Annotated in this window: 17 protein-coding genes and 1 tRNA gene; 17 read left to right on the top strand and 1 reads right to left on the bottom strand. The window is 37.0% G+C overall.

All coding sequences use genetic code 11. The features are described 5' to 3' along the window. The first annotated feature begins 494 nt into the window (after positions 1 to 494). The 17 genes from Q4600_RS19210 (at position 495) to galU (ending at position 19,801) form a co-directional block, all read left to right on the top strand. Positions 495 to 1,877, top strand: a complete 1,383-nt coding sequence (locus tag Q4600_RS19210) for a UDP-glucose/GDP-mannose dehydrogenase family protein (RefSeq protein WP_303517818.1) — start codon at positions 495 to 497, stop codon at positions 1,875 to 1,877. A 60-nt stretch (positions 1,878 to 1,937) separates the two neighbouring features. Then, entirely contained in the window at positions 1,938 to 3,269 is a 1,332-nt protein-coding gene (locus tag Q4600_RS19205; RefSeq protein ID WP_368501621.1) for a flippase, read from the top strand. Continuing rightward, the gene (locus Q4600_RS19200; RefSeq protein ID WP_303517812.1) at positions 3,262 to 4,338 is read left to right on the top strand and encodes a polysaccharide pyruvyl transferase family protein; all 1,077 of its coding nucleotides are present in this window, start codon (positions 3,262 to 3,264) and stop codon (positions 4,336 to 4,338) included. Before Q4600_RS19205 ends, Q4600_RS19200 begins: the two co-directional genes overlap by 8 nt. A gap of 26 nt (positions 4,339 to 4,364) precedes the next feature. Then, positions 4,365 to 5,207 carry a glycosyltransferase gene (locus Q4600_RS19195; RefSeq protein WP_303517878.1) on the top strand — a complete coding sequence of 281 codons (843 nt, stop codon included), beginning with the start codon at positions 4,365 to 4,367 and terminating at the stop codon, positions 5,205 to 5,207. Continuing rightward, positions 5,200 to 6,438, top strand: coding sequence for an O-antigen ligase (locus Q4600_RS19190; RefSeq protein WP_303517810.1), 1,239 nt, complete (start codon positions 5,200 to 5,202; stop codon positions 6,436 to 6,438). The genes Q4600_RS19195 and Q4600_RS19190 overlap by 8 nt, the downstream gene beginning before the upstream one ends. Continuing rightward, the gene (locus Q4600_RS19185; protein WP_303517807.1) at positions 6,422 to 7,387 is read left to right on the top strand and encodes a hypothetical protein; all 966 of its coding nucleotides are present in this window, start codon (positions 6,422 to 6,424) and stop codon (positions 7,385 to 7,387) included. Before Q4600_RS19190 ends, Q4600_RS19185 begins: the two co-directional genes overlap by 17 nt. Beyond that, entirely contained in the window at positions 7,384 to 8,589 is a 1,206-nt protein-coding gene (locus tag Q4600_RS19180) for a glycosyltransferase family 4 protein (RefSeq protein WP_303517805.1), read from the top strand. Before Q4600_RS19185 ends, Q4600_RS19180 begins: the two co-directional genes overlap by 4 nt. Positions 8,590 to 8,592: 3 nt before the next feature. Further along, a complete protein-coding gene (locus Q4600_RS19175; RefSeq protein ID WP_368501620.1) occupies positions 8,593 to 9,786 on the top strand; it encodes a glycosyltransferase family 2 protein in 1,194 nt (397 codons plus the stop codon). Continuing rightward, the gene (locus Q4600_RS19170; protein WP_303517803.1) at positions 9,776 to 10,498 is read left to right on the top strand and encodes a WecB/TagA/CpsF family glycosyltransferase; all 723 of its coding nucleotides are present in this window, start codon (positions 9,776 to 9,778) and stop codon (positions 10,496 to 10,498) included. Before Q4600_RS19175 ends, Q4600_RS19170 begins: the two co-directional genes overlap by 11 nt. A gap of 149 nt (positions 10,499 to 10,647) precedes the next feature. After that, the gene (locus tag Q4600_RS19165) at positions 10,648 to 12,048 is read left to right on the top strand and encodes an undecaprenyl-phosphate glucose phosphotransferase (RefSeq protein WP_303517801.1); all 1,401 of its coding nucleotides are present in this window, start codon (positions 10,648 to 10,650) and stop codon (positions 12,046 to 12,048) included. Positions 12,049 to 12,061: 13 nt separating this feature from the next. Further along, a complete protein-coding gene (locus Q4600_RS19160) occupies positions 12,062 to 13,276 on the top strand; it encodes an outer membrane beta-barrel protein (protein ID WP_303517799.1) in 1,215 nt (404 codons plus the stop codon). Positions 13,277 to 13,285: 9 nt separating this feature from the next. After that, positions 13,286 to 13,810, top strand: a complete 525-nt coding sequence (locus tag Q4600_RS19155; protein ID WP_303517796.1) for a polysaccharide biosynthesis/export family protein — start codon at positions 13,286 to 13,288, stop codon at positions 13,808 to 13,810. Beyond that, positions 13,810 to 16,020, top strand: coding sequence for a polysaccharide biosynthesis tyrosine autokinase (locus tag Q4600_RS19150; RefSeq protein ID WP_303517793.1), 2,211 nt, complete (start codon positions 13,810 to 13,812; stop codon positions 16,018 to 16,020). The genes Q4600_RS19155 and Q4600_RS19150 overlap by 1 nt, the downstream gene beginning before the upstream one ends. Then, on the top strand, positions 16,017 to 16,742 hold the full coding sequence (locus Q4600_RS19145; RefSeq protein ID WP_303517792.1) for a tyrosine-protein phosphatase: 726 nt from the start codon (positions 16,017 to 16,019) through the stop codon (positions 16,740 to 16,742). The genes Q4600_RS19150 and Q4600_RS19145 overlap by 4 nt, the downstream gene beginning before the upstream one ends. Positions 16,743 to 16,749: 7 nt before the next feature. After that, complete coding sequence (locus Q4600_RS19140; protein WP_133146620.1) at positions 16,750 to 17,472, top strand: hypothetical protein; 723 nt, start codon at positions 16,750 to 16,752, stop codon at positions 17,470 to 17,472. A gap of 7 nt (positions 17,473 to 17,479) precedes the next feature. Then, a complete protein-coding gene (locus Q4600_RS19135) occupies positions 17,480 to 18,829 on the top strand; it encodes an O-antigen ligase (RefSeq protein WP_303517788.1) in 1,350 nt (449 codons plus the stop codon). 90 nt (positions 18,830 to 18,919) lie between these two features. Continuing rightward, entirely contained in the window at positions 18,920 to 19,801 is an 882-nt protein-coding gene (gene galU, locus Q4600_RS19130; RefSeq protein ID WP_102527052.1) for a UTP--glucose-1-phosphate uridylyltransferase GalU, read from the top strand. A 433-nt stretch (positions 19,802 to 20,234) separates the two neighbouring features. On the opposite strand, the gene Q4600_RS19125 is transcribed toward galU, so the two are convergent. Further along, a tRNA-Met gene (locus Q4600_RS19125) sits at positions 20,235 to 20,311 on the bottom strand.

Raw genomic sequence — 20,311 nt, 5'->3', positions numbered from 1 at the left:
TGTGACGTACTTATTGACGTTTTGCATATTTTAAAATAAAAAACCTGTTATATCAATGGTTGTAAGTGTGCCGTTCGGGTGTCATAATATTGACACTCGTTTGGTTTAAGATAATTTCAACTTGGTTTGATTGTTGCTTGTATTGATGTGTTTTATCGTTTGCTTTTAACATGTAATAAATTTTCATAATAAATTTTAGTTATTTAAAACATGGGTTTAATATCGAATGGTGGCGTAAAAGTGAAATGTTAAATAGCCATTGTCATTAAATTTTAACCTAAACCAAGCTAAAGTTGGTGTTTGTTTTAGAGATGTTGTGTGTTTATTGCTTTGTTGTGGTGCATTGGGCGGCTTACGTTAAGTTTAGTTCAAGTTTATTGAGTATATAGAAATTAGGATTTATGGAAGAGATGTGCAGCAATCTGGAAGCTGAAATTCAGGGGCGGTAGCGTGTCTTTTCTTGCTATTAATGGAATATGTGTAAGAGGTTTTAGATGAAAGTCACTGTTTTTGGTATTGGTTATGTTGGGTTAGTGCAGGGTGCAATTTTAGCGGATGCGGGTCACGACGTATGCTGTATTGATGTTGACCAGAATAAAATTGATAACTTGCAAAAGGGCATTATCCCAATCTATGAACCTGGCTTGAGCTCTATAGTAGAAAAGAACTATGCCGAAGGGCGTTTAACGTTTTCAACGGACGCGGAGTTTGGTGTTAACTTTGGAGAGTTGCAGTTTATTGCGGTTGGTACTCCTCCTGATGAAGACGGATCTGCTGACCTTAAGTATGTTTTGAAAGTGGCAGAAACAATCGCTACCCATATGAGTTCTAGTAAAATTGTGATTGATAAATCAACGGTTCCAGTTGGGACGGCTGATAAAGTACAAGCGATGATAACAAATGTCCTTAATGAACGTTTTTTAAGCCGTGAATCTCAACCTAAATTCTCAGTAGTATCTAATCCAGAGTTTTTAAAAGAAGGCTCAGCTGTATCAGATTGCAAACGTCCCGATCGCATTGTCATCGGAACCGATTCTGAATATGCCGAAGATTTAATGCGTGAACTTTACGAGCCTTTTAATAGAAATCACGAAAAAATAATTGTGATGGATGTCAAAAGCGCTGAATTAACCAAATATGCCGCAAATTGTATGTTAGCGACTAAAATTAGTTTCATGAATGAGATGGCTAATATTGCTGAAAAAGTTGGCGCTGATATCGAGCAAGTAAGACAAGGTATTGGATCTGACTCAAGAATTGGATTTCAATTTATTTATCCTGGTTGTGGTTATGGTGGTTCATGTTTTCCTAAAGACGTACAAGCATTAGTGAAAACTTCAGATGCGATAGGGTATGAATCTCAAATACTTAAAGCTGTTGAAGCAGTCAATTACTCGCAAAAAAATAAACTTTTTGAATATATTTGTCAGCATTATTTTCCTGAATTGAATCATCAAGCTGTTATAGAAAATAAAAGCTTAACAGGTAAAACTGTGGCGGTATGGGGTTTAGCATTTAAGCCTAATACTGATGATATGCGTGAAGCTCCCAGCCGAGTGCTTATGGATTCTTTATGGCAAGCGGGGGCTAAGGTTCAAGCGTTTGACCCAGAATCAATGGAAGAAGCGCAGCGGATATATGGTAATCGCAACGATTTAGGCCTTATGGGGACAAAAGAAGCTGCATTGAATGGCGCTGATTTATTGGTGATATGCACTGAGTGGCAAAGCTTCAAAGCACCCGATTTCGATAACATGAAGTCACTTTTAAATGAAGCTGTCATTGTCGATGGTCGAAACTTATTTAATGTGCAGCGCATGCAACAAAAAGGCATTAAGTATTACAGTATTGGCCGTACACCAAAGCAGATGAATTAGAAGAATATAAACTGCGTAAGTAAATGTTGACCGTAGAATTAACTAAGACTTTTACCATGGATGATAAGTTTGAAGAGCGCTACAAGTATGTCGAACCAACATAAGAAATCGAAATATAATTTTGCCAATACTGGTTGGTTACTTATCGAGAAAGTGTTGCAGTTGTTTCTTGGTTTAGGCGTCGCTATTTATGTTGCGCGTTATCTTGGCCCTGAGGATTATGGGGTGCTGAGTTATAGCCAAAGCTTAGTGATGATGTTTTCTGCAATAGCAGCTTTGGGGATCGATAATGTTATCGTAAGAGAGTTAACCCAAGATAGAGATAATGTTCACCGAATCATACCTTCGGCTATCATAATGAAGTTGAGTGGTGGCGCTTTGTCTGCCTGCCTTTCGACTGTGACAGCTTGGATAATTGCCCCCAGTCCTGACATGGCTGTATTAGTTGCAATTATTTCAGTTTCTATGATGTTCAATAGCTCTATTGTAGTGAATTTATTCTTTCAATCTATTGAGAAAATTAAGTTCTCAGCAATCGCAAATTCATTTGCTTTTACTTTCTCTGCTTTAACTAAAGTGACGTTTATTTTAATTAATGCTCCTTTGAGTTGGTTTGCTTTTGCTTTATTACTTGATTCAATTTATATCGCAATTGCATTATTAATCGTGTTTCTTCGCTTCAAACCACAAATGGCCGTTAAATACACCTTTGATTATAGCTTTGCAAAACGTGTTTTTTTGGAGTCTTGGCCTTTAATATTTTCAATGTTAGCTGTGATGGTTTATTCCAGAATAGATCAACTCATGCTAATGCAAATGATTGGTAAAGAGGCTGTGGGACACTACTCAGTAGCAGTGAAACTCTATGATGCAGCAATTGTTTTACCCACAGCAATTATAGTGAGCTTTTTTCCAAGAGTGGTTAATGCGATGAAAGAAACTGATATTGCGACAGCATTTAATCGTTATTTCCAAATACCCATAATATTAGCTATATCGATTGCAATATTTGTTACTTTGACTTCATTTTGGTTTATCCCATTATTATTTGGTGAGCAATATCAAGCATCGAGCTCTGTACTTAATATTTTGATTTGGGGTGCAATTTTTACTGTTCTAGGGATGATTCGCTCTCGTTGGGTCACGATGAAAAAACTTCAGAAGTACACCATTGTTTATGTCGTTATTGGAATGAGTATCAATATTTTATTGAACCTTATATTAATACCTAAGTATGGAACTACAGGCGCTGCATGGGCAAGTTTTGCTGCTCAAGTTTGTTCTGGATACATTGGCGTATTACTGATGAGAAAAACGCGACCATTTTTTAGAATAGCATCAAATTTACTTAACCCATTTAGATGGAATTTTCACAGAGGGATTCATGGATAGCACTGTTTTTTTTAGACCGATTACTCAATATGAGAACTTGGGTGATTTAGTGATCAACCAAGAATTATTGAAAGCATTGCCGGTAAATTCTTCTGTAGTGATAGAAGCCAAAGGTGTACCAACATGGTTCGTTGAAGCCTTGATTAAAGATATCAAGATTGAACAGGTTCTAACTGAAAAAAAACCTTTTTATAAAAGAGTGATTAAATCAATATTCAGTCATAAACAAACTTACTTTTTAGATGTTCCTGGGCATGTTTTTTATGAAGCTGCGGATAGAAGTGGTTGGTTTAGGTTCATTAAAATGCGCTTATTTAGCTTATTGGGGATCCGTTATGTTCGTCTCGGTGTCTCATTAGGGCCCTATGGTGACTCTGCATTAGCACTTGAGGTGCAAAAGAGTAGAGCCTATTTTTATACCGGTGTGCGTGAAAAATATAGTCACCAATATTTAAAGAGTGTCGGGATTAATAAGTTTGAGTACTTTCCAGATTTTGGTCTATGTTTAGATTATTCATCAGGTGACAAGACAGAAAAGTGTGGCGTTGGGTTTTCTTTTCGTTCAGGAGTTGTTTCATCAAATGCTAATAATGCTGAAAACACGCTAGCAATTTGTGATGCATTAAACACCATCAAGCAGTCTTATCAGCTAACACCGATAGTTCAAGTTAACCTCGATGATGATTACATGTCTTTGCTTGCTAATGAAATAGAGCTAGACACAGCGAGTATTACTTTTTTTGACCATGACGCAGACAAAATATTCAGTGCATATGAGAATGTTAAATTCGTCATTTCAAATAGGCTACATGTGTTAATTTTCGCTTTATCTAGAGGTGCGATGGTCATTCCGTATATCGATAGGAGTCGACATACGAAAGTGACAGGTGTGTTTGAAGATATTGGGTTGGGTGATGTGATATATGATATCGCAAATCCAACTGACATTAATGAACACTTACAGTTAGTTGAAAGCATCTTTAGTGGGCTCTGTGTCGAGAGTATTTTTAAAGATAAGAAGCAAAAAATTACTAAAATCTTATCAGAATCAGTTTTCAAAACTGATTAATTGTCATTGTTTATGGAAGAGTATTGATGTTAGTCAGTGTCTATATCACCACCAAAGATCGTCTTGAGCTACTAAAAAGAGCTGTAGAATCCGTCATTTCTCAGACCTATACTCATGTTGAGATTATTGTCGCAGATGATGGTTCAACCGATGGTTCTCATGATTATCTCCGCAACATGCAAGCCGAGGGAAAACTAACGGCGATAATAAACGCGGGTGAATCAAAAGGTGCTTGTTACGGTAGGAACCGAGCCATTGAATTAGCGAAAGGTGAGTTCATCACCGGTCTCGATGATGATGACTACTTTGAAAACTGGCGAATTGAAGCTTTCTTAGACTACTGGAATAAAGAAAAGGTAGACAATAAAAATATTGCTGGCCTATTTGATAGTGTTATTGAGTTAAGAAGTGATGGCAAGCATAAATACAATGAAACTAGTTTCGTTTCATATGATCAGTTAAGACACAGTAATGCTGTAGGTAATCAAGTTTTTACCAAGACAGAATATCTTAAAGCGATTGCTGGGTTTGATGAAAAAATGCCAGCATTACAAGACTGGGATACATGGATTAGACTAACTGAAAAATATGGGGAACTGATAAATATTCAGAAGTTTTCTTATATTATCGATCAAATCCATGGAGAAGTGAGAATTTCTGAAAAGAAAAGTGCGCGTATCAGAGGCGCTTTCTCCCTGCTGCAAGAGAAATTACATCCAATGAGCTTCTCGGAAAAGGTCAGTGTGACAGATGCTCTTTACCGTTATAAGCAGATAGACATTAATATTAATGAGATCTTTGTTCTGCTATTAGGTTTTAAGTTTAGAAAAATTGCACAAGTATTAAAATGGAAAATGTTGAATGGTTAATTCATTTTATATTTTTTCTCCATTGCTATTTTATATCGTTTTCTTACGTTCTTCTTTAGATCCTGTTCTTGAGTTGACTAAAGTTGCAGGTATTGGAATGGGGGCCGTTCTTAATTTACTTGTCGTTTGTTTTTTTGTAATTGTATGTTTTATTAAAAAGTTTGAATTGCCACGCAGTTTTTTCAAGGTATGGTCACTCTTTATTGTTACTGGGTTGATCTCTTTGGTTATATCTCCTGATAAAATTGGTTCGGCTAGATCTTTTTTTGCGGTATTAACTTATTATTCAATTTTCTCTTTATCATTTTACTTTATAAAAAGTAGAGAGGACTTCGCAAGTATAATAAAGTTAGTGGTTTATTCAGCTGTAATTCCATTTTGTTTTGTATTTAAAGAGTTTGCGCTGCCTGCGGCAAGTTATACAAAAGATGGTTTTAGATTGTTTGCATCATTTTCGCATCCTAATATCTTTGCATTTTATTTGGTTTTAGTTATTTCAATGTGTTTTTATGCGATGAAGTCTAAAGTTATTATGTTTGAAGCATCATTTATAAAGCATGCGAAACTCATTTTATTCTTCGGTATTATCTGTTTGTTAATAACAAAAACAAGAAGTGCTTGGGCAGCGCTTTTATTTGTTTTTATCTTTTATGGTCTCCTTTCTGAAAGGCGATATTTACTGTACCTGTTTGTACTTGGTGCAGTTGCTATGTTCATCCCTTCGATACAAGAACGAGTAGTAGATATTTTTAGCGGTGTTACTGCTGATGACTTAGCTTATGGGGAGGTTTTAAACTCTTATGCGTGGCGTCAAATTGTATGGATTGCTTCATGGGACTATATTATTGCTAAGCCGTTTTTCGGCCATGGTTATGATACTTTTTCTTACTATTTCCTCGAATTTTTTCCATTAGAGGGCTCCAGCAAATTTGATGCCCATAATGCATATGTTCAAATAGCTTTCGATATGGGTTTTGTAGGTGTTATAGGTTTCTTAACCATTTTCTTGTCTATCATCAAAGAGATGTTGTCTTACTATAAGTTTGATAAGCCCGGTACGGCTATCCTGTTGGGTGTTATTTTATCTTATATGCTCGTTTGCTATTCGGATAACATGTTTTTTTACTTATCTTACAATTGGTACTTTTGGCTAGTTATGGGTTCTTTTTATTATCTTTCAAGATTGGAAGCGAGTTCACTCCATAGGAGTTTACATGCAGTTAATGTCTAAAATAGATTTGACGATTGTTTTAAGAGCATTTTCAATTTTTGCAATTGTTTCTGGTCATTTGGGGTTTATTCATTTAGCTGGTGGTTCTTTCTATTTAATTTTTCTGTCAGGTTATAATTTCGTTAGATTTAATTACCCTAAAGTTAAACGGGCAAATGCTGGTAAGGATTACTTTGATATTGTTTCCTTTGTAAAAATTTACTTTGGGTTCATCATCAAGATAATTGTTCCTGTTTTACTCTATACATTTTTTATCTACACATTTTTAGGTCGGTTTTACCTTGGTGGCGTTTTTCTTGTATCTAATTTTATTGGCCCTAACTATGCTGATGGTTTAACATTTTGGTTTATTGAGGTTTTGGTTCAAATATATGTTTTGTTTGGCTTAGTTATGATTTCAAATTATTTCTATTTTTGGATTAGTAAAAAGCCTTACCAATCATTTTTGTTCGGATTTGTTATGTTTTACATACTTTCCATTGTGTGCCGAATGATATGGGACACAAGCTTTTACTTAGATAGATTTCCTCACTTAATGATGTATATATTTTTTGCAGGTGCTTTAGTTGCTTTTAGTACTGAGACTAAAAAGAAAGTAATTACTTCAGCTATATTATGCTTGATAGCCCTAGAGTTTGTTTTGTTTGATTTTAATAGCAAAGTATTATTTTTAATGTTGGGAGCTATTGCAACGGTTTGGGTCGACAGAATTTCAATTCCAAAGGTATTGCATTGGCCTATTAATATTATCGCCATGTCATCCTTATTTATCTATTTAGTTCATTTTCAAGCTAAGTCCTTAATTGATAAATTGATCCCCAATTTACCAGCATTTGCCGTGGTGCTATTTGCGTTATTGACAGGGATTATCATGTCTGAGTGCTGGCAAAGAAGATCTAAATTTATTCAGTTTTCAAAAAAATCGTTTTCAAAAGGCCATTCTAAGTGAAAATTACTTATTTTATTAATCAGTACCCTCAAGTCAGTCACACTTTTATAAGACGTGAAATCATAGCGCTAGAGCAACAAGGTTTTGAGATTCAACGCATTGCTCTTCGTGGCTGGGATGCTGATATCGCTGATGAAACAGATAAGATAGAACGTTCTAAGACGCAATATTTACTCAAAGATGGGGTGAAATCGCTTGTTCCATTTTTTGTTAAGCGATTAGTGAAACAGCCTGCCTCTATCACTCGTGCAATAGTAAGTGCCGTTAAGTTATCAAAAATGTCAGAACGGAGTTTACCTTATCATTTGGTTTATCTTCTTGAAGCTTGCAAGTTAGCCAGCTTTATGGAGCAGTTTGATAGTCGTCATGTGCATGCTCATTTTGGCACTAATTCTACAGAAGTTGTGATGTTAGCCAATTTGCTTATCAATACACCTTACAGCTTTACTGTTCACGGACCTGAAGAATTTGATAAACCACTTAGTCTTCATTTAAATGAGAAAATTGCCAATTCAAAGTTTGTATCAGCAATTACATCATATTGTCGTTCGCAGCTTTTTCGCTGGGCAGATTATGACGATTGGTCAAAAATTAAAATTGTTCATTGTGGTCTGGATGACACATTTTTACAGGGCCAGGTTACAGATCCTAGTATTTCAAGCACGAGACAATTTTTGTGCATCGGTCGCTTATGTGAACAGAAGGGACAATTGCTGTTACTAGAAGCATTTAAGGATTTAGTGGCGGTTGATCCGAATGTAAAACTGATTTTAGCCGGTGACGGTGATATGCGTCCTCAAGTTGAGTTATACATTAGTCAATTTGGTTTACATGAACATGTCGACATAACTGGATGGATAAGTTCGGGCGAAGTTAAGCGTTTATTAACTGATTCAGATGCAATGATTCTACCTAGTTTTGCTGAAGGTTTGCCCGTTGCGATTATGGAAGCTATGGCAATTGGCACCCCAGTATTAACGACTTATATAGCGGGCATACCTGAGCTTTTGACAACAAATGAAAATGCGATTCTATTTCCTGCTGGCGATGTAAGTGCCACGACAAAAGCAATGAAAGACTTCATTGAGCTAGATGAGGCTGCTTTATCTATACTCATTCATAATGCTTATTCAAGTGTTGCGACAAGGCATAATATTAATGTCGAAGCGGCAAAATTAGCTTGTCACATTAGACAAGGATAGAAGATGTTTACTCTAGATAACATAATTTCGTTTTTGGTTTTGATTATCATCGGTGTACCTACATTGATGATCAGCCTAGAGCTGCTCATAGGCCAGAGATTCAGTCGAAATAAGTTAGAAAGCATAAATAGACAACCGTGCTCAATATTGATGCCAGCCCATAATGAAGAGCTCGTGATTGAGCAAACTATACTGGCACTTTTACCTCAGCTAATTGAGGGAGATCGATTCATCGTCATTGCAGATAATTGTACCGATAATACAGTCAGTATTTGCCAAACTCATTCGGTTGAAGTGATTGAGCGGCATGACCTTCATCAAGCAGGTAAAGGGTTTGCACTTGATTATGGGGTACAACATTTGAATAAATCAGTGGACGTTCCACAAACATTGGTGGTTTTAGATGCCGATTGTGAATTTGAACAAGGAAGCCTTGATAAACTTGTTAATCAAAGCCAAATTCAAAATTCAGTTATTCAATCTCTTTATTTAATGAAGTCTCCTACTGGCGCATCGATTAAAACTCGTGTTGCCGAATTTGCTTGGTTAGTTAAAAACAAGATTAGACCTACCGGTTTAGCAAAAATGAAAATAGGTTGTCATCTGCAAGGTTCGGGTATGGCGTTTCCATGGCGATTATTCACAAAGGTGTCTTTTGCTAGCGGCAGTATTGTTGAAGACCTGGAGCTAGGATTAAAGCTTGCTAGTATTGATGAACAAGCTAAATTCTATCCTCATGCTGTGGTTAATAGTTATTTTCCTGAGTCTTCTTCTGGCACCGAATCTCAACGAACTCGCTGGGAGCATGGCCATATTAGCGCCATGTCTATATTGCCTCACATGATGTTGACAGCATTGGTTAAAGGGAGAGTGAATGTATTTTTATTGGCATTAGATGCAGCTATCCCACCAACAGTGCTGTGGATTTTTATCGTAGTGCTAACTAATTTTCTAACCTTAATATTGTTACTCCTCGGGTTGCCTACTGCCAGTTACATTAGTTTGACCTTATTACTCGTTTTAGTTGGAGCCATAGCTATTTCTTGGTTATTTAATGGTCGAAGTATCATTAAGTTGAAAGATATTTTTGGCATTTTGGCGTATGTGTTTAGTAAGTTTTCAATCTATAAAAAATTCTTTACGGCAAGACAAAAAGAATGGGTAAGAACAGAGCGAGATGACAAATATGAACAGTAGTTCAATACTCGAAAAAGTTTCGTATATAGAAAAATCTAAAGTCGACGATTTCATTCATCATTTAATTAATGTTAATCAGCCAACGAGCTTGGGTTTTTTGAATCAACATGGCTATAACCTAATCGCTAAGTCCACTGAGATTGACGAGTCTTTTAGGCAATTAGATTATGTGTTGCGTGATGGCATAGGCATCAAAATAGCGTGTAAATACAATCGTATTTCAGCTGGTGAGAACTTAAATGGTACTGACTTAATTCCTACAATTATTAAGCAAGCGCAATTTATCCACTCTGATATCAACTTTATAGTCTATGGCACAGTAGAGCCATGGTTGAGTATAGGCGCAAACAAGCTTTTTCTTGGCAACGACTATCAATCTTTAGACGGTTTCAAAGACGATGAGGCTTATTTAGACCATTTCAAAGATAACTGTCGTGATGAAAGGTTCAATATTGTTGTGTTAGCGATGGGGATGCCAAAGCAAGAAAGAGTCGCGAAGCTCCTTAAGCATGCTAACTCCGCAAGAATCTTAATTATCTGTGGTGGTGCAATCATTGATTTTCAAGCTGGTCGCCATTCACGAGCTCCAGATTTTTATCGAAATAACGGTTTAGAGTGGCTGTACCGATTAAGTAAAGAGCCAAAAAGAATGTTTTCTCGGTATGTGGTAGGCATTCCAATTTTCTTTGCGAATGTAGCGTTAAGAAAATAAATATATGTAGTGATTTGTGTCTAGCACTAAAGGCTATTCAGCATAATAACTATCCAACTAAAGTTTCAATTAAGCCTTTGTGTATTTTTAAAATCATTAACCAAATTTATTATTACAATTCAATATTCACTTTTTTAAAGGAGTAATTTGTGGATAAGCCCTCAAACTTCCATGTTGCACGAAATGGCTTAGCTTTTGCCTTTCGTCTGGCAGATGTGAGCTTTCTCATTGCAGCATTTTTTATCATGCTTTCTTTTCACGAAGTTGCATTTGATAGAGAGTATTTTTTGCTACTGATGGCAGAACTCTTTTTCTACTTGTATCTAGCAGAATCGATATCAATATACCGTTCTTGGCGATTAAGTAGTTTTCTTTACGTCCTTGGATTGATGTCCACAGTATTAGTCGTTTCGTTTTTTATACTAATCACAGCTGTTTTTTTATTTAAACAAGGAGACTACTACTCAAGAGTAGTGATGTTTGGCTGGTTTAGCTTATCAATGATACTTCTTGTTGGTTGGAGATTATTAGTTCGAATTGTTAAGCGAAGTATGCGACGTAATGGTTATAGTTTACAGAAAGTTGCCATTATCGGCATGACTCAATCTGGCACCAACTTATACCAAGAACTTAATGAAAATATTGAGTTGGGTCTTCAGTGCGTAGGTTTTTACGATGATAGAGAGCCAGATAGAATTAACGGTGAATATTTAAATTTGCTAAATGGCTCTATTGATAAAGCAGTAGCAATGGCTAAAAAAGGTGAAGTGAAAAAGCTTTATATCTGTTTGCCTATGTTAGCAGAAAAAAGAATTTCAAATATTATTCATCAATTGGGCGATTCGACAGTCGATGTTTTAATTTTACCGGACTTTTTACTTAAAAATTTGATGCATGCGCGTATAGGCCATGTTGGTGACTTAGATACGATTAGTGTTTTTGAATCACCAGTACACGGGATGAAAAACTTCTATAAACGAACTTTTGATATTCTATTTAGTTCGTTGGCGATTATTGCTATTTCGCCTGTTTTAATGGTGATAGCAATAGCGATTAAATTAACCTCCCCGGGAGCTGTGATCTTTAAACAAGATAGGTATGGTCTTGGTGGTGAGAGGATTAAAGTATTTAAATTCCGATCAATGACGGTGACTGAAAATGCTGCCAAGGTCACCCAAGCGACGAAAAATGACAGCCGTCTGACTTCTATTGGGGGGTTCCTAAGGCGAACTTCACTAGATGAACTTCCTCAGTTTTTTAATGTTTTACTAGGCACTATGTCAGTTGTTGGGCCTAGGCCTCATGCGGTTGCTCATAATGAAGAATACCGCCAGCTGGTTGCTTATTACATGTTGCGCCATAAAGTTCGTCCCGGCATTACAGGCTGGGCACAGGTTAATGGTTGGCGTGGTGAAACAGACACGATTGATAAAATGGAAAAACGTGTCGAATACGACTTGGCATATATACGCCATTGGTCTCTTTGGTGGGACGTTAAAATAATTTTTAAGACAATTTTTAAAGGCTTTACTGGAAATAATGCTTACTAACATGGAGAGTAAAATGAGAACCTTGATAGGCAATAAAAATATAATAGCAGTGTTAGTTGGTGCATTATTTGTCCCTGTTGCACAGGCTCAGAACACTGAAAATGCCGTCGTGATTAAAACTGATTCAGGGATCGACTTCACCCCAGGGTTAAATGCGAGTGTGAAGTATGATGACAACATCGCAAGTGCAAACCTTGATACTGAAGACAGTATGATTTTAGTGGTAACTCCTGCTCTTAAAGCTGAACTTCTTAGTGGCAATAGTTCTTATACCGCCGAAGCAGGTATTGAATATGCTGAATATTTCAGCAGCAGTGACGATAACTACTTAGATGGTTTATTTCGATTAAAAGCAGATGTGGAACTTAACCAGTCCAATCGGTTTAATATCATTGGTTCATACATTGCGGGTCATGAAGATAGGGGTACAGGTATTTTCGAAGGTGCAGGTAACCTGCAGGTAGAACCTAATACCTATGATGTATATGCCATTGGCGGTTATTACGAGTATGGCGCAAGAAGTACGCCAGCAAGGTTAAGAATTAATGCTAAATACTTAGAAAAAGAATACAAGCGATATGAAGAGCTAACTCAATATAAAAACTACACTGATGTAACTTTCGGTGGTTCATTTTATTACGATGTGAGTCCTACAGCGAGCTTAGTTGCAAGCATTCAAAGCATTGATACTGAGTATAACAAGAGTCCACAAGACATCGAATTACAAAATCGAGACAGTGTAACGACCAATTATTTACTCGGAGCAGACTGGGAAGCTACGGCCTCTACAGAAGGTAAAGTGAGAGTAGGTTATCAGCAGAAAAGTTTTGATAATGGTATTCGTGATGACTTTAGCGGTTTAACCTGGGATGTAGATATCACGTGGAGGCCATTAACTTATAGTGCATTGACGCTAAAAACAGGGCAGAGCAGTAAAGATCCTAACCTTTTGGGAGACTATGTACGTGAGACAAGTTACGGGGCTTCATGGGAACATAATTGGACAGAACTTTTTTCAACTAAACTAGGTTATGAAAGAGTAGAGGACGACTTTACTGGCATTATTAGGGAAGACAAAACATCAACGTACCAAGCCGCGATAGGGTATTCAGTCGCGCGTTGGCTAATGTTAAGAGCAGGCGTTGATATTAATGAAAGTCGTTCATCGAGTGATATATACGAATTTGATAGAAATGTGTATTACATCAATGCTGAAATGACTTTGTAAAGGAAGGTTATGAAATTAGTTCTGTTGTTATTAGCGCTTGTGTTTACAAGCGTTAATGCTTTTGCCGAAAATGATGAAGATAATCATAGGTTATCGGCTGGCGATACGATCGTAATAAAAGTTTATGGTGAAGAAAAGCTGACGTTAGAAACCAGATTGACCAACAGTAGTACGGTTAATTATCCATTTTTAGGTACGTTAGCACTTAAAGGCTTAACAGTGAAAGAAGTTGAGAATTTAATTTATACCGGATTGAAAGGTGACTACTTTGTCGAGCCTAGTGTTTATGTAGGTATTGTGCATTACCGTCCATTTTACATTCATGGCGAAGTAAAAAAACCTGGCGGGTATCCTTATCAACCAGGGATGACAATAAACCAAGCTGTAGCATTGGCAGGAGGATTAACAGAGAGAGCTTCAACAGATAAAATCTTTATCTCTCGTGAAGGGACCAAAACTCAGTCTGAAAGTGCGGAGATTAAAACTAAAATCAATGCTGGTGATACGGTAACCATAGAACAGAGATTCTTTTAATGATATCAACAACACCTATAGAAAAAACATCACCTATTATTCCTGAGCAGTTAATTGACTTTAAAAAACTCTTTAAGCCGTTACTGTATTTTAAGTGGCGCATTCTAGCTTTTTCTATTCTTGTTACCGCACTGACAGTGTTTGTGGTGATGAGTATGAAGCCTATTTATTCAGCCACATCGACGCTATTGATAGAGTCTGAACAAGCGAGTGCGATTAAAATTGATGAAGTGTATGGCATTAATTCAGGGCAACGGGAATATTATTTAACTCAATTCGAAATTCTTAAATCCCGCTCCATTGCTGAAAGGGTTTTTAACGAACTAGATTTGGAGAATCATCCGCAATTTCAGCCACAGCCATCGTTATTCAAGCAATTTAAAAATAACTTTGATTTTCTGCCAAAAGAAGAAAGTGCCCCAGTTGATCACAATAAAGTGTATCAACAAAGAGTGAGTGGTTTTGCAAGTAACATTTTTATTAGACCAATTCGTAAAACTCAGTTAGTTAATATTAGTTACGAAACCCCCGACCCAGAGCTCGCATCCTTAGTCTCCAATGCTGTAGGCGATGCGTACATTTTGAGTCAATTAGAAGCTAAAGCTGGGATGACTCAAAAAGCCAATATTTGGCTAGGTGGACGATTAGAAGACCTACGTGTCAATCTTGATGCATCAGAACATCGTTTAGAGCAGTTTAGAATTAAAAACGGCCTAGTGGATGTTGAAGGGGTTACAGCGCTAGATGCAAAAGAGTTGCAGCGTTTGAGTGATGAGATTACCGTTGCGAGATCTCGTAAAGCGCAAGCTGACAGTTTCATGGCCGTTGTTAAGAAGTATGGTGCAAATGACATTGGCAGATTAGAAAGTTTACCAGAAGTCACTTCTCATCTTTCTATTCAAAATGTCAAACGTGAAGTCAGTATTGTCGAACGTAAAGTGTCTGAATTAAAGCAAGTATATGGCCCTAAACATCCAAAATTAATTGCAGCTAACGCAGAATTAGCCACAGTTGAAAAAAACTTGCGCATACAAATTGGCCGTTTGGTGCAGGGTATCGAAGATGAAGCGCAAACAGCGACTCAAAACCTAAAAGCGTTAGAGCAACAGTTTAATAGTTCTAAAGGTGACTTTCAGGATTTAAGTACCATTGATACCACATACAAACGTTTGGTTCGTGAAGTTAATACTAATCAACAATTATTTGAAAGCTTTCTTTCTCGCCAAAAAGAAACGGAAGTGACAGGTGATTTTGACTCGCCTGTCGCACGCTTTACCGATCGGGCAGTAACACCTTACAACCCTATTAAACCTAACAAGAAACTCATTGTTGTGGCTGCTTTCTTGGCCAGCTTTATTTTTGCTATGGTGGTTGTTTTAGTGCTTGATGCGTTAAACGATACAATCAAAACAACTGACGATGTTGAAAAAGTACTATCGCAGCGAGCGTTAGGTTATATCCCTAAAGCGGATAAGAAAGCCAGTTATGATGAAGTTAATTTTGCATTTTTTGACAGTAACGCCAAGATGCATGCTGAGTCAGTACGAACGATTAGAACATCGCTTTCTTTAATGGCGTTGGGGCAAGAACTTCGGATTATTGAAGTCTCATCTTCATTTCCCAATGAAGGGAAAACTACAGTAGCGATGAATTTAGCATTTGCTTTTTCAGGTATGGAAAAAGTGCTGATAATTGATGCTGATATGAGAAAGCCCAATATTGGTAGCCGTTTTGGTTTACCAAACTATCAACCTGGGTTATCAAATGTGCTATCAGGTGCTGATGATATTAATTCCTGCATTGTGAGAGATGTTAAGCCTAATGTTGATGTGTTAGCTGCAGGAGCCATTCCGCTCAACCCTCAAGAATTATTGTCATCTCCTTACTTTGCTGAAGTCATGACAATACTGAAGCAGCAATACACTAAAATTATTGTTGATACCCCTCCGATTCAAGCAGTAAGTGATGCGCTTGTTATAGCGCCCCACAGTGATGCAGTTGTCACCGTGGTTAAAGCTGCTACCACTCGCTCAGAAGCTGTTAAATTAACCTTGGCTAAATTATACCAGGCTCGAGGCAAAGTCTTCGGTGTCGTGCTAAATCAACTGAATATCAAAGACGCTCAACAGTATCATGGTCAATATGGTTATTATCAACCTTATGAAAGTAACGAGGTTGAAGTTCAGCTACCTGTTGATAAAGCCTCGTGATAGATATTCATTGCCACGTACTTCCTGGAATTGATGATGGTGCAAAAGATTTACAAGAATCGATTGCACTCATTAATTTGTCCGTTGAACAGGGAATTACCAGAATAGTGGCCACGCCTCATATTCACATTGGAATATATGATAACAACCTGAAAATTATCAATGACGCTGCAAATATAGTAAGAGATGAGCTTAAAGCTCAAGGCATGAATATTGAATTAAGCGTTGCGGCTGAAGTGCGCATCTGCCCTGAAATTATTTTATTTGCCCAGCAAGGTTTATTACCTTTTATTGGAGATTATCAAGAAAAAAAGGTTCTATTGCTTGAACTACCAAGTAGCCATATACCTGCTGGTGCTGACAAACTGATTGACTGGTTACTCAATTTTGACATTATTCCGATGATTGCACACCCTGAAAGAAATAGAGAACTGCAACGATATCCAGAAAGAATAAAGGTATTTCAACAAAGGGGCTGTTTATTTCAATTAACGGCAGCTTCATTGTTAGGGCAATTTGGAGAGCTACCTCAATTGACGAGTGAACGGTGGTTAAAAGAAAAGCTATATACTATTGTCGGCTCAGATTGTCATTCTATTAAGCGAAGACCACCAAAACTTCTAGAAGCTAGAAACGTGATCGCTGAACTTATAGATGAAGAATATGCTCAACAGTTAGTACATGACTTTCCTAATCTAATCTCTAAGCGACTTTTTTCATAAATGGAATATGATGCATAAAATGCCCTCAACACGCAGATTAATTTATGCTGCATTGATTGTTGTTTTGTTAGCTTTTCTACCTTTACTTATACAAAAAGGTGTAGCGAATGCCTATCATTTTAAAACCTTATTTTATTTAAAATTGTGGGAAGGCAATCAACAGCCATCAAAAGCTCAATTTCAACAAGCGAAAGTTGCAGCTGTGAATGCTTATTCGCTAGATAACTCAAACCCTCATTACATATTATCATTTGCAAAAGTATTGGAGTGGGGGGCTTATCATCAGTTCTATGACATTGATGTCAAAAAACATAGTCAGCTCTATATGACAGCTATAAAGTTACGGCCATTGTGGCCTAATGCTTATGCAGATTATGGGGCTAGTCTCGCGTTTTTAAATAGTGACCTCGATACAGCTTGGCCTCTATTAGAAAAAGGCTTACGTTATGGCCCTTATACTCCTGAGGTCTTAAGGCAAGTGCTTGCAGTAGGGTTCTTTTTTTGGCCTCAATTATCTGTGGAACAGAAAAAGCTTGTACTTGAAACGAGTTTGGTTGCAGTTGAGTCACAATGGTCTATGAAATTAGAATTGCAGCAATTAACAAGAAATTATCAGCGTACATCGGTTGTGTGTAGTTATATGAAATACACTGCTATAGAGATTTCAGAGGCCGGACAACAATGGGTTTCAGAATCTTTATGTCACCATTTTTATAAAAGGTTTGGTTGATAAATAAATGGAAACTTCTTCACGAATTTCAAAGTATTTTATTTTCTTTCTCTGTAGTTTAATTATCATCGCTCCGCTCCCTTTGGGGAGTAATCGAATTTGGGCTTGGTCGATTTTAGAATTCGCTGTATTCAGTTTGGCTTGTTTTCACCTTGCTTATTGTGCGAAGCATGAAAAACCAATTTTAAGTTTTGATTGGCAAAAGACTCTGTTGATTCCGATTGTGGTTATGTTGGTGTATTTATTACTTCAAGTTATTGGAGTCATACCAGGAATTGAAACTGTAGATGCTTATCAAACGACTCATCAATTATTGAAAACGCTCACTTATTTAATATTTGTCCTGTTACTAAGTGAGTATTGTAAAGATGAAAGAATGTTACGTTGGGTTGTTTTTAGCATTATTTTGTCGGGATGTTTTCAAGCATTCTACGGTTCTTTTGTTTATTTGTTAGATTTAGATGTCTCACCTGTTTTTCATTTTGCTGAAGGTGATAAAGCAAGAGGAACTTTTGTCTATCAAAATCATTTTGCTAACTACTTAGCATTATGTCTTGCTATTGCAGTGGGTTGGCTTATTTCTGAGTTGAATACTCAACGACAAGCGTTTGAATTCAGGCAAGCTTTCTTGAATGCCTTATCAACAATGTTTAGTAGAAAGTTGATTTTGCGACTAGCCATTATTTTAATGATTATTGGTTTGATTTTAAGTCGTTCAAGAATGGGAAATGCTGGCTTTTTTACTGCATTAATAGTGGTTTCTGTCTTCGCAATATTTTGTTATCGAAGACCACCTATTTTATTAAAACCGTTAGTGATCAGTATTATTATTTTGGACTTAATTATTGTCGGTTCTATATTTGGCGTTGAGAAGGTAAAACAAAGAATTGAAGATACCAGTTTTGCTTCTGAGACACGTGATCTGGTTGTGATTGATAGTATGCCAATAATTAAAGATAACTGGTTAACGGGTACTGGAGGTGGGAGTTTTTATACTATTTTCCCTAGCTACCAGCCTCGACCATACAGCGGTTTTTATGATCATGCTCATAATGAATATATACAATTCTCAATTGAGTATGGAGTGATTATTTCTGCAATGCTTGGCTTGTGGGTTTTATACGGGCTCTATTTAGCGTGTAAAACAATGCATAAACGAAATAATAAATTCTATAAAGGCGTGGCCTTTGGTAGTGCTATGGCTATTGTTCACATGTGCATACACAACATGGTTGATTTCAACTTGCAATCCCCCGCTAATACTCTGCTTTTTTTAACTATTTTAACCTTGTGCTGGTTATCTTATAACCTTCCTTCTGACTTGAAAAAACGGCCACGAAGGCATCGCGGAGATTAAGCGAAAGGTAATAAGATATTTAAGGTTTCTTGAAATAATAATTTCAAAATTTTTACAATTAATTTTAACTTTGACTATAAAAGGACTCATATGAAAGTTGTTATTCCTGTTGCGGGACTAGGTACCCGAATGCTGCCAGCAACCAAAGCAATTCCAAAAGAAATGTTGCCGCTTGTTGATAAGCCATTGATTCAATATATTGTGGACGAATGTGTTAAAGCCGGTGTGAAAGAGATCGTTTTAGTCACACATGCGAGTAAAAATGCTATTGAAAACCATTTTGATAAATCTTATGAGTTGGAATCAACACTCGAGAAGCGTGTTAAACGTCAATTATTAAAAGAAGTGCAGGGCATATGCCCTAAAGATGTCACGATTATGCACGTTCGCCAGGGAGAAGCTAAAGGTTTAGGTCACGCCGTGTTGTGTGCTAAACCTTGTATCGGTAATAACCCATTTGCAGTTGTGCTGCCCGATGTGATTCTAGATGAGTATACTGCTAATCAAAGCTCAGAAAATTTAGCCGCGATGATCAGCCGTTATGAATCTACCTTTGCAAGCCAAATCATGGTCGCACCTGTCGCTACAGAAGAAGTGCATAAGTACGGTATTGCTGATTGTGATGGTGTTGAAGTCTTAGCGGGTGATTCAACTAAGATTGTTAAAATGGTTGAGAAGCCATCAATTGAGGAAGCTCCCTCAAATCTTGCTGTTGTTGGTCGTTATGTTCTCTCTGAAAAAATTTGGGATTTATTAGCCAAAACGCCTGCTGGTGCAGGTGATGAGATTCAATTAACCGATGCCATTGATATGTTAATAGAATCTGACGCTGTAGAAGCGTTTAACATGACGGGCAAATCTCACGATTGCGGCGACAAGTTAAGTTATATGGCTGCCTTTGTCGAGTACGGCTTGAATAATAAGAAGCTTGGAAAAGATTTTAAAGAGATTATCAAAAAGCTGGTTAAATAAACTTACCTAGCATTAATTGAATGCGCTGCAGTTATTTGTAGCCATGATCACCAACAAAAGCCCTGGAATATGCTTTCAGGGCTTTTTTGTACCCGCAGGCTTTTAAATTTAAAAAGTATATGAGTTGATGTTTGTGTTCAGAATGTTTATTAAGACCTGTTTACTAAGATTAAGACCTGTTTACTAAGAAGGGGATATTCTGACCTGTGTATTCGCTTAATAATCACTAAAAGGCATAAACCACAACTTATACAAGTATCGAGGGTAAGCGCGAGTGATGAGTTTTGGCTTGAAGGCAGTGACTCAAATGTGTGCAAACGTTATTCACGGATTAATGCAAAAGGTTTAAATAATGAAAAATCAATCAACGAAAGATGTTTAGAAGAGAAGCATTACATTGAGATACTAGAGGAAAACTATTTGAATATTAAATTGGTTGCGGGAGCTGGATTTGAACCAACGACCTTCGGGTTATGAGCCCGACGAGCTACCAAACTGCTCCATCCCGCG

This window comes from Shewanella sp. 2_MG-2023, assembly GCF_030548905.1.
Lineage (GTDB): Bacteria > Pseudomonadota > Gammaproteobacteria > Enterobacterales > Shewanellaceae > Shewanella > Shewanella electrodiphila.
The sequence above is the reverse complement of the archived record's forward strand: the minus strand, read 5'-3'. Positions and strand labels throughout refer to the sequence as shown.